20 protein-coding genes are annotated in these 16,816 nt (G+C 73.5%); 13 read left to right on the top strand and 7 right to left on the bottom strand.

Annotated elements, in window-relative coordinates:
- Positions 1-29: 29 nt before the first annotated feature.
- Positions 30-203: a hypothetical protein gene (locus tag ACI2LY_RS15065; protein WP_404707524.1), complete on the bottom strand. Its 174-nt coding sequence runs from the start codon at positions 201-203 to the stop codon at positions 30-32.
- 226 nt (positions 204-429) lie between these two features.
- Here ACI2LY_RS15065 and ACI2LY_RS15060 point away from each other — a divergent pair, with 226 nt between their 5' ends.
- From ACI2LY_RS15060 to ACI2LY_RS15045, 4 genes are all read left to right on the top strand, one after another.
- Positions 430-1,647, top strand: coding sequence for an NYN domain-containing protein (locus ACI2LY_RS15060; RefSeq protein WP_404707523.1), 1,218 nt, complete (start codon positions 430-432; stop codon positions 1,645-1,647).
- 79 nt (positions 1,648-1,726) lie between these two features.
- On the top strand, positions 1,727-2,740 hold the full coding sequence (locus tag ACI2LY_RS15055) for an ABC transporter ATP-binding protein (RefSeq protein WP_388992342.1): 1,014 nt from the start codon (positions 1,727-1,729) through the stop codon (positions 2,738-2,740).
- A 76-nt stretch (positions 2,741-2,816) separates the two neighbouring features.
- Positions 2,817-3,638 carry an ABC transporter permease gene (locus ACI2LY_RS15050; RefSeq protein ID WP_404707522.1) on the top strand — a complete coding sequence of 274 codons (822 nt, stop codon included), beginning with the start codon at positions 2,817-2,819 and terminating at the stop codon, positions 3,636-3,638.
- 34 nt (positions 3,639-3,672) lie between these two features.
- A complete protein-coding gene (locus ACI2LY_RS15045; RefSeq protein WP_393911221.1) occupies positions 3,673-4,356 on the top strand; it encodes an AAA family ATPase in 684 nt (227 codons plus the stop codon).
- A 7-nt stretch (positions 4,357-4,363) separates the two neighbouring features.
- Here ACI2LY_RS15045 and ybaK read toward each other — a convergent pair whose 3' ends face one another.
- From ybaK to ACI2LY_RS15025, 4 genes are all read right to left on the bottom strand, one after another.
- On the bottom strand, positions 4,364-4,873 hold the full coding sequence (gene ybaK, locus ACI2LY_RS15040) for a Cys-tRNA(Pro) deacylase (protein ID WP_393597185.1): 510 nt from the start codon (positions 4,871-4,873) through the stop codon (positions 4,364-4,366).
- A gap of 23 nt (positions 4,874-4,896) precedes the next feature.
- Entirely contained in the window at positions 4,897-5,637 is a 741-nt protein-coding gene (locus ACI2LY_RS15035; RefSeq protein ID WP_404707521.1) for an LON peptidase substrate-binding domain-containing protein, read from the bottom strand.
- A 101-nt stretch (positions 5,638-5,738) separates the two neighbouring features.
- Positions 5,739-6,755, bottom strand: a complete 1,017-nt coding sequence (locus ACI2LY_RS15030; protein WP_404707520.1) for a hypothetical protein — start codon at positions 6,753-6,755, stop codon at positions 5,739-5,741.
- Positions 6,756-6,918: 163 nt separating this feature from the next.
- Positions 6,919-8,430, bottom strand: a complete 1,512-nt coding sequence (locus tag ACI2LY_RS15025) for an oxidoreductase (protein WP_404708145.1) — start codon at positions 8,428-8,430, stop codon at positions 6,919-6,921.
- Positions 8,431-8,734: 304 nt separating this feature from the next.
- On the opposite strand from ACI2LY_RS15025, the gene hisD reads away from it, so the two are divergent.
- Genes hisD through ACI2LY_RS14980 form a run of 9 tightly spaced genes read left to right on the top strand, consistent with a single transcriptional unit; the run spans position 8,735 to position 15,716 of the window.
- Positions 8,735-10,060, top strand: a complete 1,326-nt coding sequence (gene hisD / locus ACI2LY_RS15020) for a histidinol dehydrogenase (protein WP_404707519.1) — start codon at positions 8,735-8,737, stop codon at positions 10,058-10,060.
- On the top strand, positions 10,057-11,181 hold the full coding sequence (locus ACI2LY_RS15015) for a histidinol-phosphate transaminase (protein WP_404707518.1): 1,125 nt from the start codon (positions 10,057-10,059) through the stop codon (positions 11,179-11,181). The genes hisD and ACI2LY_RS15015 overlap by 4 nt, the downstream gene beginning before the upstream one ends.
- Complete coding sequence (gene hisB / locus ACI2LY_RS15010; RefSeq protein ID WP_161187986.1) at positions 11,178-11,771, top strand: imidazoleglycerol-phosphate dehydratase HisB; 594 nt, start codon at positions 11,178-11,180, stop codon at positions 11,769-11,771. Before ACI2LY_RS15015 ends, hisB begins: the two co-directional genes overlap by 4 nt.
- A 4-nt stretch (positions 11,772-11,775) precedes the next feature.
- Positions 11,776-11,940, top strand: coding sequence for a hypothetical protein (locus ACI2LY_RS15005; RefSeq protein ID WP_030810044.1), 165 nt, complete (start codon positions 11,776-11,778; stop codon positions 11,938-11,940).
- Complete coding sequence (gene hisH / locus ACI2LY_RS15000) at positions 11,931-12,578, top strand: imidazole glycerol phosphate synthase subunit HisH (protein WP_388992317.1); 648 nt, start codon at positions 11,931-11,933, stop codon at positions 12,576-12,578. Before ACI2LY_RS15005 ends, hisH begins: the two co-directional genes overlap by 10 nt.
- Positions 12,579-12,582: 4 nt before the next feature.
- Entirely contained in the window at positions 12,583-13,308 is a 726-nt protein-coding gene (gene priA, locus ACI2LY_RS14995; RefSeq protein ID WP_388992314.1) for a bifunctional 1-(5-phosphoribosyl)-5-((5-phosphoribosylamino)methylideneamino)imidazole-4-carboxamide isomerase/phosphoribosylanthranilate isomerase PriA, read from the top strand.
- Complete coding sequence (locus ACI2LY_RS14990; RefSeq protein WP_404707517.1) at positions 13,305-13,700, top strand: RidA family protein; 396 nt, start codon at positions 13,305-13,307, stop codon at positions 13,698-13,700. Before priA ends, ACI2LY_RS14990 begins: the two co-directional genes overlap by 4 nt.
- The gene (gene hisF, locus ACI2LY_RS14985; protein WP_401631562.1) at positions 13,697-14,455 is read left to right on the top strand and encodes an imidazole glycerol phosphate synthase subunit HisF; all 759 of its coding nucleotides are present in this window, start codon (positions 13,697-13,699) and stop codon (positions 14,453-14,455) included. Before ACI2LY_RS14990 ends, hisF begins: the two co-directional genes overlap by 4 nt.
- The gene (locus tag ACI2LY_RS14980) at positions 14,448-15,716 is read left to right on the top strand and encodes an MFS transporter (protein ID WP_404707516.1); all 1,269 of its coding nucleotides are present in this window, start codon (positions 14,448-14,450) and stop codon (positions 15,714-15,716) included. Before hisF ends, ACI2LY_RS14980 begins: the two co-directional genes overlap by 8 nt.
- Before the next feature lie 8 nt (positions 15,717-15,724).
- Here ACI2LY_RS14980 and ACI2LY_RS14975 read toward each other — a convergent pair whose 3' ends face one another.
- Both ACI2LY_RS14975 and ACI2LY_RS14970 read right to left on the bottom strand, forming a co-directional pair.
- Positions 15,725-16,123, bottom strand: a complete 399-nt coding sequence (locus ACI2LY_RS14975; protein ID WP_404707515.1) for a VOC family protein — start codon at positions 16,121-16,123, stop codon at positions 15,725-15,727.
- Positions 16,124-16,148: 25 nt separating this feature from the next.
- Positions 16,149-16,784 (bottom strand): TIGR03085 family metal-binding protein, encoded by a 636-nt coding sequence (locus ACI2LY_RS14970; RefSeq protein WP_404707514.1) that lies wholly within the window; start codon positions 16,782-16,784, stop codon positions 16,149-16,151.
- Positions 16,785-16,816 lie beyond the last annotated feature (32 nt).

Raw genomic sequence — 16,816 nt, 5'->3', positions numbered from 1 at the left:
TCGGGGGCTCAAATGCCCTTTAGCAGCACTCAGTTGTGGCCGAAGCGCTTGTTCTGCTTCTGTGCGTAGTCCGGCTGGCCGCCCGCGATCTGGGCGGTGGCCTCCTGCGCCTCGGACGCCTGCTCGCCGGAGCGCTGGGACTGCTCGGCCTGGGAAGCGCGGTTCTTCGGGCCGGTCTGCTTGCGGTTCTTGTTCTTGGCCATGGGGATCTGCCTCCTGAAGGGGGTCTAGGGGCCAGGGCCGAAATTAGATTCACATACGCTGACATCAAGCGCATGTCGGATAATTACCGTGTGTGACAGGGCTGGTGGGGACACCGGCTCCCGGAAACGCCACGCCGAAGATCGAGTTCCGGCCGTTAACCCCCGCGCGGTCGGGCAGACTCGAAGGAACGCCGAAGCAATACCTCCCGGAAAGAGGGTGAGTCGCGTGGACCGTTGCATCGTCCTGGTGGACGCCGGGTATCTGCTGGGAGCCGCCGCGAGCCTCCTCGCCGGTGAGCCCTCGCGGTCCCGGATCATCGTCGACCACACCGCGCTCATCCAGGCGCTGCGCGAACGGGCCGAGTCCGAGACCGGCCGCCCGCTGCTGCGGATCTACTGGTTCGACGGCGCCCCCGACCGGGTCCCCCAGCCGGAGCACCGCAGACTCCGGGTGATGCCCCGCGTGACCGTCCGCCTCGGCGCCCTGACCAGAAGCGACGGCCGCTGGGCGCAGAAGGGCGTCGACGCGGCCATGCACGCCGAGCTGACCGAGCTGGCCCGTAACCGCGCCTGCTCCGACATCGTCCTCGTCACCGGCGACGGCGACCTGCTGCCCGGCATGATGGCCGCCAAGGAGCACGGCGTCGCCGTCCACCTGTGGGCCGTCCAGGCCGCCGACGGCGACTACAACCAGTCCGAGGACCTGGTCGCCGAGGCCGACGAACGGCGCGTGCTCGACCGCGCCTGGATCGTCAAGGCCGTCCGCGCCAAGGAGCCGGCCGGTGTCTGTGTCCCGCCGCCGGTGCCCCGCCCCGAGATCGCCGCGATCCTCTCCGCCCCGCTGCCCGAGTCCGCGCTCTCCGGGGGCGGGCGCCCCGCCGAGGAGGACACCCACCGCCAGGCCGCCGAGGCGCCGGAGAACGGCTCCCAGGAGCGGGCGGCCGCCCACAAGGGCGTCCCCACCCCCAAGGACCTGGCCGCGCTGCGCGCCCCCGGTGCCCCGCCCGCCCAGCACCCGGCCAACGCCACCCTGCGCTGGTCCTCCGACAAGGGCTGGGTGGACCGGCCGGGCACCGCCGCCGAGCCGCCGGAGGCCGCCTCCATGCCGACGCTCGCCCAGCTCACCACCGCCGAGCAGCGCTGGGCCGACCGCGAGGAGGACATCACCACGGTCGGCGGCGACCCCTACGAGGTCGGCCAGGTCTTCGCCCGCCGCTGGATGTCCCGGCTCGGCGACCAGGGCCACCTCCAGCGGCTGGCCGCGATGTACCCCCGCGTCCCGCACCGCATCGACGGCGAGCTGCTGCGCTACGCGGCCCGCTTCGGCCTGCTCGCCCACAAGGACGACCAGATCGACGAACACGACCGTTACGCCATCCGGGCCGGGTTCTGGCGCGAGTTCGACGTACCCGCCGCCGCGGAGAGCGCCTCCGCAGGGGAGTGAACGGGCCCTGACCGGCGGACGCCGTGATGAGGTGACCCAAAGGCGAGTAAAGGGTCCGCACCGCGTACTCTCGTCCCTTGTGACTACGCGCGCGGGACAGGCACTTCGGTACGACGACGTCGTACGCGTGCGCGCGCTCACCAAGACCTATCCGCCCGTCAAGGGGCGGCGCGGAACGCCGGGCGCGCCCGAGGTGCGGGCCACCGACCAGGTGACGCTGGACGTGCGCCACGGCGAGATATTCGGACTGCTCGGCCCGAACGGCGCGGGCAAGTCCACCCTGGTACGGCAGCTCACCGGGCTGCTGCGCCCCGATTCCGGCGGCGTCGAGATCCTCGGCCACGACATCGTGCGCCACCCCGAGCGGGCCGCCCGCATCCTCGCCTACCTCGGCCAGGAGTCCTCCGCGCTGGACGAGCTGACCGTCGCCCTCGCCGCCGAGACCACCGGGCGGCTGCGCGGCCTGGACGTGCGCGCCGCCCGCGCCGAACGGGACGCCGTGCTGGACGAGCTGGGGCTCGCCCCGATCGCCGGACGCCCGCTGAAGAAGCTCTCCGGCGGACAGCGGCGGCTCGCCTGCCTCGCCGCCGCGCTCGTCGGCAGGCGCCCGCTGCTGGTGCTGGACGAGCCCACCACCGGGATGGACCCGGTGGCCCGGCGCGCCGTCTGGGCCGCCGTCGACCGGCGCCGCGCCGAGCACGGCGCGTCCGTGCTGCTGGTCACCCACAACGTCATCGAGGCCGAGACCGTCCTCGACCGGGTCGCCGTGCTCGACCAGGGCCGGGTGATCGCCTGCGACACCCCGGCCGGGCTCAAGGAGCGGGTCTCCGGCGAGGTCCGGGTCGAGCTGGTCTGGCGGGAGCGGGCGCCGCTGGACGTGCCCGAGGTCGCCGTCCTGCGTGAACGGGCCGTGGAGGCCGGGCGCCGCTGGACGCTCCGGCTCGCCCCCGAGGAGGCGCGGGCCGCCGTCGCCACCGTCACCGGCGGGGCCGCGTTCGCCGCGCTGGACGACTTCACCCTGGCCACGCCGAGCCTGGAGGACGTCTACCTGGCTCTCGGCGGGGCGGCCCGGCAGGGGCTGGTGAAGGCGTGAGCGCGGGCCTCGTCGCATCCGTATGGTCCCTGGGGGACCGCTGTCCGGCCGTCGTCGGGAAGAGGAGCAGCGCGTCGTGAGTGTCGTACCCGCCGAGGTGCTGCCGAGTGCCGCGAAGAGCGCGCCGGGGCAGGCGCGGCGCGCTGCGGAGCTGGGGCCGCCCGTGCGGCTGTGGCCGTCGCTGGCCGCCGTCTACCGTGCGCAGCTGTCGCGGGCCCGGGTGGCGCGCATCCCGCTGCTGTTCGTGGCGACGTTCCAGTCGGTCGGCATCGCCGTGATGATGCGCGGTGTCGTGGACAGCGGGCCGGAGGCCCAGGCGGTGGTCGCCGGATCGTCCGTCCTGGTCGTCGCCTACGTGGCGCTGAACCTGCTCTCGCAGTACTTCGGCCAGTTGCGCGCCAGCGGCGGGCTCGACCACTACGCCACGCTGCCGGTGCCGCCCGCCGCCGTGGTGCTGGGCGCGGCGGCCGCGTACGCCTCCTTCACCGTGCCGGGGACGCTGGTGACCGCCGTGGTCGGCTGCGCGCTGTTCGGGCTGCCGCTGTCCAACCTGTGGGTGCTGCTCGCGGTGATCCCGCTGGCCGGGGCCGCGCTGTCCGGGCTCGGTGCCGCCTGCGGGCTGCTCGCGCCGCGCCCCGAACTCGCCACGCTGCTGGGCCAGCTGGGCATGTCGGCGGCGCTGCTGCTGGGCGTGCTGCCCGCCGACCGGATGCCGGGCATCGTGCGCCTCGCCCGCGATCTGCTGCCCTCCACCTACGGGGTGGAGGCGTACGCGCGGACCTTCGGTCCCGACCCGGACTGGGCGATGGTCCTCGCTGACCTGGGGGTGTGCGCGGGGGTCGGGGTGATCTCGCTGGCCGTGGCGACCCGGGCGTACCGCCGGGCCGCCGTCCGGTGACGCGGCGCGCGGCACGACCTGGCACGATGTCAGGGTGACCGCACCCCTGACTCCGCCACCGCCGCCGCACGACGACTTCGCGCATCAGCACGGAGGGGGCCCCTCGGGCGGGACACCGGTCGCGGACCCGTACGGACAGGACGGCCCCGGTATGAAGACCGAAGTACGCGAAGCCGTGGCCGTGGCCGTGGCGGTGGCGCTCTCCGGGGTGCTGCTCGGGCTGCTGTGGTGGTGGCTGGCCCCGCACGTGCCGCTCGTCGGCGAGCAGACCGACCGCAGCTGGGTGGTCTACCTCAAGGACACCGAGGGTGAGCAGGCGGCCGGGGTGGACGGCACGTTCGCCCTGCTGGGTCTGGCCTTCGGGCTGATCAGCGCGGCCCTGGTGTTCCTGCTGCGGCGGCGCGGGGGCGTGCCGCTGGTGGTGGGGCTGGGCGTCGGCGGCCTGCTCGGCTCGCTGCTGGCCTGGCGGCTCGGGGTGTGGCTGGGCCCGACGTCGGACGTCATCGCGCACGCCAAGGCGGTCGGCGCGGGCGTCACCTTCCCGGCCCCGCTCCGGCTCGGTGCCAAGGGCGCCCTGCTGGCCTGGCCGCTGGGCGCCCTCCTGGTCCACCTGGGCCTGACGGCCCTCTTCGGGCCCCGCGACCCCGACCCGTACGAGCCACGCCGGTACGAGGACGAGCCCCACGGCCAGGGTCCTTACGGGACACCCCCGGCCTAGGGATCGCTCAGGCGCGGCCGATGGGGGCCAGTACGGCCTTCGTCAGGGTGGCGAGGTCGGCGGGGGCGAGTTCGACCTCCAGGCCGCGTCGGCCCGCGGAGACGCAGATCGTGGGGTGCGCCCCGGCCGACTCGTCCAGCACCGTGGGGAGCTTCTTGCGCTGCCCCAGCGGGGAGATGCCGCCGCGTACGTAGCCGGTGGTGCGTTCGGCGAGCGCGGGGTCGGCCATCGCCGCCCGCTTGCCGCCGACGGCCGCGGCCAGCGCCTTCAGGTCCAGCGTGCCGGAGACCGGGACCACGGCCACCGTCAGGGTGCCGTCCACGTCGGCCACCAGGGTCTTGAAGACGCGGTCGGGGGAGACGCCCATCGCCTCGGCGGCCTCCTCGCCGAAGGAGGGGTGGGCGGGGTCGTGCTCGTAGGAGTGGACCGTGTGGCCGACGCCCGCCGCGGTGAGGGCAACCGTGGCGGGCGTGCCGCCCGCTCCTGACGTCTGCTGCTTCTTGGACTTCTTCGCCATCGCGGGTGTCGGCCTCGGTTCCCTCAGTTCAGACTGGTACGCGCCCGCGTCAGCTCGAACGCGGGCAGTGAGGGCAGACTACGGATGATCGCCGTCTCCGAGCGAAGCAGTTTCAGCTCGTCCCGCAGCCGGGACGCGGTGTCCGGGGCTTGGAGGAGACGCTGCTTGGTCGGGGTGTCCAGCACCATCGCGGCCGCCACCAGGTAGGAGATCACACTGGGGTCGTCCGGCAGGTCGGAGTCGGCGGAGATGGAGCGCTCATGGGCGCCCGCCAGCCGCTTCTGATACTGCTGGAAGGAGCGCAGCACGCCCTCGGCGAGCGCGCCCGCCTCGTCGCCGGGGTCCTCCTCCAGCTCCTCCACCTCGGCGGTCAGGAACGACCCCGAGCCGTCCACCGAGAGCAGCCGGACCCGGGTGGTGCCGGTGCACAGCACCTCGAAGGTGCCGTCGGTCCGCTCCCGGATGGTCGCGGCCTCCGCCACACAGGCCACCCGGTGCAGCGCCTTGAGCGGGTCCGGGCCGAACCCGGCCGCCGGGCTCTCGTCGGTCGCGGTGTCGGGGTCCGGCAGGCCCATGGCGCTCGGCGCCAGCTGATGGCCGTCACGGATCGCCACGACGACGAACCGGCGCGGCTCGTCCTCCGGGGTCTTCAGCAGCTCGCGCATCATGGCGCGATACCGCTCCTCGAAGACGGACAGCGGCAGAACGAGTCCCGGGAACAGCGCCGTGTTCAGCGGGAAGAGGGGCAGGCGGGCGGTGGTCACGACGCCCCAGCCTAATGGTCGGGTCCGCGGGAGCGTCCGCGGCGCCAGCGGTTGCCTCACCGATCTTGGCCTGGCGGGGCGCTGGCGGGCCCCCGCCGACCTCAGGGACGGGGGCGCGGCGGGGTCGGGAGCAGGGCGGCCAGCGCGGCGGGCGGGGCGCCGGTCAGCAGGGCGTCGCGCAGCCGCAGGAAGTGGCCGAGCGGGTCCTCGGAGACCCGGTTCCACGGGTACGAGGTGGCGTACGGGCCGATCAGCGCCAGCTGGGTGCGGGCCTCCTCCCAGCGCTCCAGGCGCAGCAGGACGTACAGGAGCTTGTTGCGGACCTCGGCCGGGCGCGGGTCGGCCGCCGGGAAGTGGGCCGAGAGGGCCACCGCGCGGTCGGCCGCGGCGAGCAGCCGGTCGCGGGGCACCACGGGGCCGCAGGCGTCGGTCAGATAGCCGAAGGCGGCCCGCAGCGGCAGCGCCTGGACCAGCGAGCCGGGCGGCGCGTCCTGGGCGGCGGGCTCGGCGAAGTCGAAGCACTCGCGGTGCGAGCCGTGCCAGAAGGTGGCCAGATAGCGCAGCGCGGCCACATGGCAGCCGTAGTGGTGCGGGGAGCGCCGTACGGCCGCCTCCCACAGTTCCTCGAAGTACTTGTGGCCCGCGCGGGAGCCGCGCGCGTGGTCCAGCGCGATCCGCCAGGGCACCGGGTCGCGGTCGTCGGCGCGGGCGGCGGCCGTGATCAGCGGGCTGACCTCGCGCAGCAGTTCGGCGCGGCCCGGCGAGGGCCAGGCGCGGTCCACCGCCAGCTGGGCGCCGACGAGCAGGACGCCGGGATCGCCGGGGTCGGCCGCGCGCCACGCCTCGAACCACTCGGGGCGGGAGCGGGCGAAGGCGGCGAGCCGGGTGGCGTAGGCGTCGCGCTCCTCCCACTGGCCCGCCGCGCGGGTGGCCGCGAGCAGGGCGGCGGCGACCGGGAACTCGCCCTGCCCGGCCGCGACCAGGGCGGGGGAGAGACGGTCGTCGGGCGCGTCGAGGATGACGTCGTCGGCCGGTGCGGGGGAGTCCGGGCGCGAGGCGCGTCGTGTCTTCCGGGTGGGGCGGAAAAACGCCGGCAGCAGAACCATGGTGTCGACCATTGAAAGTCCGCAGATCGGGCCCGCGCCAGAGGGTTTGGGCAAGTTGTGGAAGGTTGTGCCCCCGAAGGTCAAGGAAGCGCAAAAAGGTAGCTTTTCAACTATTGTCAGGCCCCTGCCACTCCGGCCACCCCTCGTGCCCCTCCCGCCCTGCCCGCCCCGTGCGTCAGCTCCGCCGCAGCAGCCGCGTGGCGCCCGCCGCCACCGCCGTGGCCAGCACCCAGCCCAGGATGATCAGCACCGCCGCCAGCCACGGCCACGCCCCGCGCAGCCGCCACTGGTCCAGCTGACCCAGGTCGATCACCGGCAGCAGCAGGTCCAGGGTGAGCAGCGCCGGACTCCACGCCGGACGGTCCTCCGGGTGCACGGGCGACGGGTCGGCGTGCGCGAACGCCAGCGTGCCCGCCGCCCACAGCACCGCCATCCACACCGCGGCCCGGCCCGGCCGGTACCCGTAGGCGACCGCCCAGTCCTGCGCGTACCCCCACAGCTTCAGCGCCGGAGGCAGCGTCTCGCGGCGTCTGCGGTGCTTGGCGAGCAGCACCTCGCGGGCGTCCTCGTCCTCCCCGGCCGCGCGCAGCACGGCGGCCAGCCGCTCGTACGGCTCCGGGTGGTACTCGGCGGTCGCCGCCGCCACCCAGTCCAGCCGGTGGGCCAGCGGGAACGGGCCGCGCGGCACCAGGTTCTCGTACGCGAAGCCGCTCATCTGGAGGTTGCCCGGCTCCGGCCAACTGCCCGCGTGGTCCACCAGGTTGACCGTCCGGGCGCCGGACAGCACCACCCGCCCCGACGGCGGCCGGTCCCCGAGGAAGCGCAGTTCGGGCGTCTGTATCCGGCGCAGCGACAGCTCCTGGTCGTCGGTGAGCACGAACCGCGCCCCCTCCAGGTCCACCGCGTCCCCGAAGCGGCCGTCGTCCAGCCGCATCCCGCCCCGGCACTCGAACCGCTGCACCCGCGTCCCGCGCGCCGGGGTCGTCCCGCTCAGCAGCGGGCTGCCCACCGCGGCCGGGGTCAGATACAGGGTCCGCTCCACCGTGAGCTGCGGGGCGTTCAGCGCGAGCCGGGCGTACGGGTTGGACAGCCGGGCCCCGCGCAGGCTCAGCGACACCCCGACCTGGGCGCCGCGCAGCCGCAGCTCGCCGTACGACTCCAGCATCTCCGCCTGGAGGTCCTGGCCGACCGTCATGCCGTCCGCCGTGATGGACCGCCCGCTCCGGTCCCGGTGCGCCACGGCCTGGTTGAGCATCAGGTCGGTGCCGATCCGGGCGTCGGTCAGCCGGACGCCGGTACGGAACCGGCAGCGCGCCAGATGCAGATCGCCCTCCGTGCGCACCCGCGCCGCCTCCAGCCGGGGTATTGCGCAGTCCACCAGCCGCACGGTGGTGAAATGCGCCTCCGGCACCCGGACCTCCTCGTCGAACCGGCAGCCGCGCAGCTCCATGTACGGCGTGACGGTGCCGCCCGCCAGGTCCACCGTGCCGGTGATCCGCACCCCGGTCAGCTTCAGCGAGGAGACCCGGCCCGCGAGCGCGGGCGGCCCGTCCAGCAGCAGCCAGCACACCACCCGCGCCCGCACACTGCGCTCGGCGCCCCAGGGGACGCCGCCGTGCGGATCGTCCACGGCCGCCTCGCCGCTGCTCAGGTCGTACACGCTGCCGTTGCGGAACGCCTGCCACATGCCCGCCTCGGCCGGGGTCAGATCGTCCGGCAGCTCCGCGGCGCCCGGACCCGCCGTCAGTGCCTCGGTCACCGCGGCTCCTCTCCCGCGAGCCGGCCATGAGCGTTCCCGCCCGGCCCGCCGCCCACGTACGTCCCATCCGTCGTTTCCCGGCTCATGCCCGCTGAGTGACGGGTTCGACACACAAAGTGAGGGTGAATTCGCGGGTTCCGGCCACGCTCTGTCGCAGCGGTTGTCTTACGTTCTGTATCAGCCATTGATACGCGCGGACGGGCCCCGGCGCCGGTCTGAGAGAATTGGGACTGTGATCTCCCGAATCGATCTGCGCGGCGACGCCCTCCCCGAGGGCCCCGCCCTGCGCGACCTGCTGCCCCGAGCCGACTTCGACGTCTCGGCCGCCCTGGAGAAGGTGCGTCCGATCTGCGAGGCCGTGCATCATCGTGGCGACGCGGCACTGATCGACTTCGCGGAGAAGTTCGACGGGGTACGGCTGGAATCCGTCCGTGTCCCGGCCCAGGCGCTCACCGACGCGCTGGAGGCCCTCGACCCGGCCGTGCGCGCGGCCCTGGAGGAGTCCATCCGCCGGGCCCGCCTGGTCCACCGCGCCCAGCGCCGTAACCCCCACACCACCCAGGTCGTCCCCGGCGGCACCGTCACCGAGAAGTGGGTCCCCGTCGACCGGGTCGGGCTGTACGCGCCCGGCGGCCGCTCGGTCTACCCCTCCTCCGTGATCATGAACGTGGTGCCCGCGCAGGAGGCCGGGGTCGAGTCCATCGCGCTCGCCTCGCCCGCGCAGGCCGAGTTCGACGGCCTCCCGCACCCGACCATCCTCGCCGCCTGCGCCCTGCTCGGCGTGGACGAGGTGTACGCGGCGGGCGGCGCCACCGCCGTGGCGATGTTCGCGTACGGCACCGAGTCCTGCCCGCCCGCCAACATGGTCACCGGCCCCGGCAACATCTGGGTCGCCGCCGCCAAGCGCTACTTCACCGGCAAGATCGGCATCGACGCCGAGGCCGGTCCCACCGAGATCGCCGTGCTCGCCGACGAGACCGCCGACCCGGTGCACGTCGCCTCCGACCTGATCAGCCAGGCCGAGCACGACCCGCTGGCCGCCGCCGTCCTGGTCACCGACTCGGTCGCGCTGGCCGACGCGGTGGAGGAGGAGCTGAAGACGCAGGTCGCCGCCACCAAGCACATCGACGACCGGATCGTGCCCGCGCTGAACGGGCAGCAGTCCGCGATCGTCCTCGTGGACGGCGTCGAGGAGGGCCTGCGGGTGGTCGACGCGTACGGCGCCGAGCACCTGGAGATCCAGACCCGTGACGCGGCCGCCGTCGCCGACCGGGTGCGCAACGCGGGCGCCGTCTTCATCGGCCCCTGGGCGCCGGTCTCCCTCGGGGACTACGCGGCCGGGTCCAACCACGTACTGCCCACCGGCGGCTGCGCCTGCCACTCCTCCGGGCTGTCCGTGCAGTCCTTCCTGCGCGGCATCCACATCGTCGACTACACCGAGGACGCGCTCGCCGAGGTCGCCCACCATGTGGTGACCCTCGCGGAGGCGGAGGACCTGCCCGCGCACGGCGCGGCGATCAAGGCCCGCTTCGGGTGGAAGGTACCGGGGACCAAGTGACCGGCAACAGCGCCCAGTCCCCCTGGGACGAGCTCCCCGTCCGTGACGAGCTGCGCGGCAAGTCCCCCTACGGCGCGCCCCAGTTGGACGTCCCCGTCCGGCTGAACACCAACGAGAACCCCTACCCCCTGCCCGAACCGCTGGTCGAGCGGATCGCGGAGCGGGTGCGCGAGGCCGCGCGGAACCTGAACCGCTACCCCGACCGGGACGCCGTCCAGCTCCGCACCGAACTGGCCGAATACCTCACCCGGACCGGGCGCCACGCCCTCGGCATGGCGAACGTCTGGGCGGCCAACGGCTCCAACGAGGTCATCCAGCAGCTGCTCCAGACCTTCGGCGGGCCCGGCCGCACGGCGATCGGCTTCGAGCCGTCGTACTCGATGCACGCGCTGATCGCGCGCGGCACCGGCACCGGCTGGATCTCCGGGCCGCGCGGCGCGGACTTCACCATCGACCTGCCCGCCGCCGTGCACACCATCACCCGGCACCGGCCCGACGTCGTCTTCATCACCACCCCCAACAACCCCACCGGCAACGCCGTCCCGCCCGAGACGGTCCTCGCGCTGTACGAGGCCGCGCAGGCGGCGAAGCCGTCCATGGTGATCGTGGACGAGGCGTACATCGAGTTCAGCCACGGCGACTCGCTGCTGCCGCTCCTCGAGGGCCGCCCCCACCTGGTGATCTCGCGGACCATGTCCAAGGCGTTCGGCGCCGCCGGACTGCGCCTCGGCTACCTGGCCGCCGACCCCGCCGTGGTGGACGCCGTCCAGCTGGTCCGGCTGCCCTACCACCTGAGCGCCATCACCCAGGCGACCGCGCTGGCCGCGCTGGAGCACACCGACACGCTGCTCGGCTATGTCGAGCAGCTCAAGGCCGAGCGGGACCGGCTCGTCACCGAACTGCGGTCCATCGGCTACGAGGTGACCGAGTCCGACGCCAACTTCGTGCAGTTCGGCCGCTTCGAGGACACCCACGGCGCATGGCAGCGCATCCTCGACAAGGGGGTGCTGGTCCGGGACAACGGCGTGCCCGGATGGCTGCGGGTGTCCGCCGGAACCCCCGAAGAGAACGACGCGTTCCTCGACGCGGTACGGGACTTGAAGAAGGAGCTTGACGCATGAGCCGCACAGGACGCGTGCAGCGCACCACCAAGGAGACCTCGGTTCTCGTCGAGATCGACCTCGACGGCACCGGCAAGACCGACATCGCCACCGGCGTCGGCTTCTACGACCACATGCTCGACCAGCTCGGCCGGCACGGTCTGTTCGACCTCACCGTGAAGACCGAGGGCGACCTGCACATCGACACCCACCACACCATCGAGGACACCGCCCTCGCGCTCGGCGCCGCCTTCAAGCAGGCGCTCGGCGACAAGGTGGGCATCTACCGCTTCGGCAACTGCACGGTCCCGCTGGACGAGTCCCTCGCCCAGGTCACCGTCGACCTCTCCGGCCGCCCCTACCTCGTGCACACCGAGCCCGAGAAGATGGCGCCGATGATCGGCGAGTACGACACCACGATGACCCGGCACATCCTGGAGTCGTTCGTCGCCCAGGCCCAGATCGCGCTGCACGTGCACGTGCCCTACGGGCGCAACGCGCACCACATCGTGGAGTGCCAGTTCAAGGCCCTGGCCCGCGCCCTGCGCTACGCCAGCGAGCGCGACCCGCGCGCGGCCGGCATCCTCCCCTCCACGAAGGGCGCGCTGTAACCCCATGACCGGACTGTCCACCATCCTGATCGTCGTCGGCCTCTTCCTGGTCGGCGGCATCATCTCCTTCGTCAAGCAGAAGATGCCCACCAGCCTGATCGTGCTGGTCTCCATCGGCGCGGCCATGTGCCTGGTCGCGGGCGTCATGCGGCTGGGGGTGTGGAGTTGAGCGACCCCAAGAAGGTCGTGGTCTTCGACTACGGCTTCGGCAACGTCCGTTCCGCCGAGCGCGCGCTGGCCCGCGTGGGCGCCGAGGTGGAGATCACCCGCGACTTCGACAAGGCGATGAACGCCGACGGACTGCTGGTGCCCGGCGTCGGCGCGTTCGCCGCCTGCATGACCGGCCTGCGCGAGGCCCGCGGCGACTGGGTCGTCGACCGGCGCCTGTCCGGCGGCCGCCCGGTGCTCGGCATCTGCGTCGGCATGCAGATCCTGTTCGCCCGCGGCATCGAGCACGGCGTGGAGACCGAGGGCCTCGACGAGTGGCCCGGCACGGTCGGCCCACTCCAGGCCGAGGTCGTGCCCCACATGGGCTGGAACACCGTCGACGCCCCGGCCGACTCGCGGCTCTTCGCAGGGCTCGACCCCGCCGACCGCTTCTACTTCGTGCACTCCTACGCGGTGCAGGACTGGGACTTCGAGCAGCTCAACGCGGCCATGACCCCGCCCGCGGTGACCTGGTCGACCTACGGCGGGCCGTTCGTGGCCGCCGTGGAGAACGGCGCCCTGTCCGCCACCCAGTTCCACCCCGAGAAGTCCGGCGACGCCGGCGCCCAGCTCCTCACCAACTGGATCGGAACCCTCTAAGACCATGGCCAAGCTCGAACTGCTCCCCGCCGTCGACGTCCGCGACGGCCAGGCCGTCCGTCTCGTGCACGGCGAGTCCGGCTCCGAGACCTCCTACGGCTCCCCGCTGGAGGCGGCCCTCGCCTGGCAGCGCGCGGGCGCCGAGTGGCTGCACCTGGTCGACCTGGACGCCGCGTTCGGCACCGGCGACAACCGGGCCCTGGTCGCCGAGGTCACGGGCGCGATGGACATCAAGGTGGAGCTGTCCGGCGGCATCCGCGACGACGACACCCTCGCCGCCGCCCTCGCCACCGGCTGCACCCGCGTCAACCTCGGCACCGCCGCGCTGGAGACCCCCGAGTGGGTCGCCAAGGTCATCGCCGAGCACGGCGACAAGATCGCGGTCGGCCTCGACGTACGCGGCACCACCCTGCGCGGCCGCGGCTGGACCCGCGACGGCGGCGACCTCTACGAGACCCTCGCCCGCCTGGACCAGGAGGGCTGCGCCCGCTACGTCGTCACCGACATCGCCAAGGACGGCACCCTCCAGGGCCCCAACCTGGAGCTGCTGCGGAACGTCTGCGCGGCCACCGACCGCCCGGTCGTCGCCTCCGGCGGCGTCTCCTCGCTGGACGACCTGCGCGCCATCGCCGACCTCGTGCCGCTCGGCGTCGAGGGCTCCATCGTCGGCAAGGCGCTGTACGCCGAGGCGTTCACCCTGGAAGAGGCGCTCGCGGCGGTGTCCCGGTGAGCGACGTCCGCCGGATCGGCTCGGGCGCGCCCTGGGAGGACCAGTTCGGCTACTCCCGCGCCGTGGAGCTGCCCAACGGCCTGGTACTGGTATCGGGCTGCACCTCCATCGTGGACGGCCAGATCGCCGGGGGCGGCCCGTACGAGCAGGCCGTGAACGCCTTCGGTGTCGCGCTGGACGCGCTGGCGCAGGTGGGTCTCGGCCGCGACGATGTGGTGCGCACCCGTATGTACATCACCCATGCACGGGACGTGGACGATGTGGGGCGCGCTCACAAGGAGCTGTTCGACACCGTCCGGCCCGCCGCATCCATGATCATCGTCTCTGGTTTCGTGGACCCCAGTCTGGTCGTCGAGATCGAGGTGGAGGCGTTCCGAGGAGTGTCCGCATGACCCTGGCCGTACGCGTGATCCCCTGCCTGGACGTGGACAACGGCCGGGTCGTCAAGGGCGTCAACTTCCAGAACCTGCGCGACGCGGGCGACCCGGTGGAGATGGCCAAGGTCTACGACGCCGAGGGCGCCGACGAGCTGACCTTCCTGGACATCACCGCCTCCTCCGGCGACCGGGAGACCACCTACGACGTGGTGCGCCGCACCGCCGAGCAGGTCTTCATCCCGCTCACCGTGGGCGGCGGCGTCCGCACCGCCGAGGACGTGGACAAGCTGCTGCGCGCGGGCGCCGACAAGGTGGGCGTCAACACGGCGGCCATCGCCCGGCCCGACCTCATCCGTGAGATCGCCGAGCGGTTCGGCCGCCAGGTGCTCGTCCTCTCGGTGGACGCCCGCCGCACCCCGTCCGGCTCCTTCGAGGTCACCACCCACGGCGGCCGCACCGGCACCGGCATCGACGCCGTCGAATGGGCGCACCGGGCCGCCGAGCTGGGCGCGGGCGAGATCCTGCTCAACTCGATGGACGCCGACGGCACCAAGGACGGCTACGACCTCGACATGCTCGCGGCCGTCCGCAAGCACGTCTCCGTCCCGGTCATCGCCTCCGGCGGCGCGGGCGCTCTGTCGCACTTCGCACCCGCCGTCGACGCGGGCGCGGACGCGGTCCTGGCCGCCTCCGTCTTCCACTTCGGCGACCTCCGCATCGGCCAGGTCAAGCAGACCCTGCGAGAAGCGGGCCACCCGGTCCGTGTCTGAACCGACCCCCCTCACCGACACCGAGATACGCCCGGCCGCCCCGACAGGCGACCGGGCGGCCCATCGTGACCCCAACGTGCTGCGCTGGCTGGGTGCGTACACCGCGTCCATGCTCGGGGACAACGTCTACTACATCGCGCTGTCCTGGGCCGCCGTGCGGGCCGGGAGTCCCTCGGAGGCGGGGGCGGTGATGGCGGCCAGTGCGGTGCCCAGGGCGCTGCTGCTGCTGGGCGGCGGGGTGATCGCGGACCGGTTCGGGCCGCGCCGGGTGGTCGTCGGGAGCGACGCCGTGCGGTGCGCGGCCGTGCTCGCCGTGGCCGCGCTGCTGTCCGTCACCACGCCCGGACTGTGGCCGCTCGCCGCGCTGGCGCTGGTCTTCGGCGCCGTCGACGCCGTCTTCATGCCGGCCGTCGGCGCGCTCCCGGCCCGGATCACCGCCCCCGGCCAGCTCGCCCGGGTCCAGGGCCTGCGCGGGCTCGCCATCCGGATCGCCGGAGTCGTCGGCGCCCCGCTCGGCGGACTCGGCGTCGCCCTGGGCGGCGCGGCCACCGCGTTCGGGCTGGCCGGACTGCTCATCGCGCTCTCGCTGCCCCTGCTGATCACCGTCCGGATCAGGCCGCTGCCCACCGAGGAGACCGCCCGCGAGGCGGGCACCGCCTGGGCCGGTCTGGTGGACGGCCTGCGCTACGTCCGCCGCCACCGCGTCCTCGGCCCGCTGATGCTGGCCATCGCGCTCGGCGACTTCGGCTTCGTCGGCCCGCTCAACGTCGGCCTCACCCTGCTCGCCGACCGGCGCGGCTGGGGCGCGCCCGGCATGGGCTGGGTGCTCGCCGGGTTCGGCGTCGGCGCGGGCGCCGTCTCACTGCTGCTGGCCGTACGCGGCCGGGTACCGCGCGCCGGACTCACCGCGGCCTGCTCGATCCTCGCCGGGTCCGTCGCCATCGGCGCCCTCGCCTATGTGCCGGTGCTCCCCGCCGCGGTCGGCGTGGCCCTGCTGGTCGGGCTGCTCGCCGGGCTCAGCGGCGCGATGTGCGGGGCGCTGCTCCAGACCCAGGCCGACCCCGCCTACCTGGGCCGGATCACGGCCGTCGCCAGCCTGGTCAGCCTGGGGCTCGCCCCGCTGAGCATGCCGTTCGCGGCCGCCGCGATCGGCGCCTTCGGGCTCGGCCCGGTGTTCGTGGCCAGCGCCGCGGTGTGCGGGCTCGGCGGGGTCGTCGTGCTGTGCTTCCCGCACCTCAGGCGGGCCGAACTCCCGGCCTGAAGGCGCGGTCAGTGCAGCCGCTGGGTCAGTTGCACCAGGTTGCCGACCGTGTCGTCGAACACGGCCGCCAGCACCGGCCCCTGTTCCTGCGGGGGATGGGTGAACCGGACACCGGCGGCGAGCAGCCGCTCGTACTCCACCCGCATGTCGTCCACCTCGAACACGATGGTCGGCAGGCCCGCCTCGTACAGCGCGGTGCGGTACGGCTCGGCGATCGGGCCCCCGCCGGGCTCCAGCAGCAGCTGGAGGTCCGGCTGGGCGCCGTCGGGGGCGCCGACCGTCACGAACAGCACGCCGTCACCGAGGTCCATGTGCAGCCTGGTCTCGAACCCCAGCACTTCTGTGTAGAAGGTGTGGGCCCGCGCCACGTCGTCCACGTACACCCCGGTCATGGCGACCTTGATCATGGCGGTGCCCCGCTCCCGTCGGACGTCAGAGGCCCAGCTGACGGGAGTCGTGCAGGGCGGTGATCGCGTCCGCGTCGCCCTCCAGCGCCACCTTGGCCGAATCCTGCCGCCCGTAGGCGAACATCAGCAGCTCCGAGGGCTCGCCGGTCGCCGTGACCACCGGCGTGCCCCGGTGCGCCACCGCCGTACGGCCGTCCGGGCGGCGCAGCACCAGACCGGTCGGCGCGTGCCGCCCGGTCATCCGGGCCGTACGCTCCAGCCGCGTCCACAGCGAGTCCTGGAACACCGGGTCCAGTTCCCGCGGGCTCCAGTCCGGCTGGGCGCGGCGCACGTCCTCGGCGTGGATGTAGAACTCGACGGTGTTGGCCGCCTCGTCCACCTGCTTGACCCGGAACGGGGAGAACTTCGGGGGGCCGGTACGGATCAGCCGGATCAGCTCGTCGTAGGGCTTGGCCGCGTACTCGTCCATCACCCGGTCCAGCCGGGAGGCCAGCGGCTTGGCGAGCATCCCGGCCGCCGCGTCGGGGCGCCGTTCGCGCACCACCACGTGCGCGGCCAGATCACGGGTCGTCCAGCCCTCGCACAGAGTCGGTGCGTCCGGGCCGGCGGTTTCCAAGAGGTCGGCGAGCAGGAGCCGTTCACGCTTGGCGAAGGTCGACATGGGTTCAGCCTACGGCCACACCCGAGGACCAC

This window comes from Streptomyces sp. NPDC002176 (assembly GCF_044903645.1).
Taxonomy (GTDB): domain Bacteria; phylum Actinomycetota; class Actinomycetes; order Streptomycetales; family Streptomycetaceae; genus Streptomyces.
This window is presented reverse-complemented; position numbering and strand designations above follow the sequence as displayed.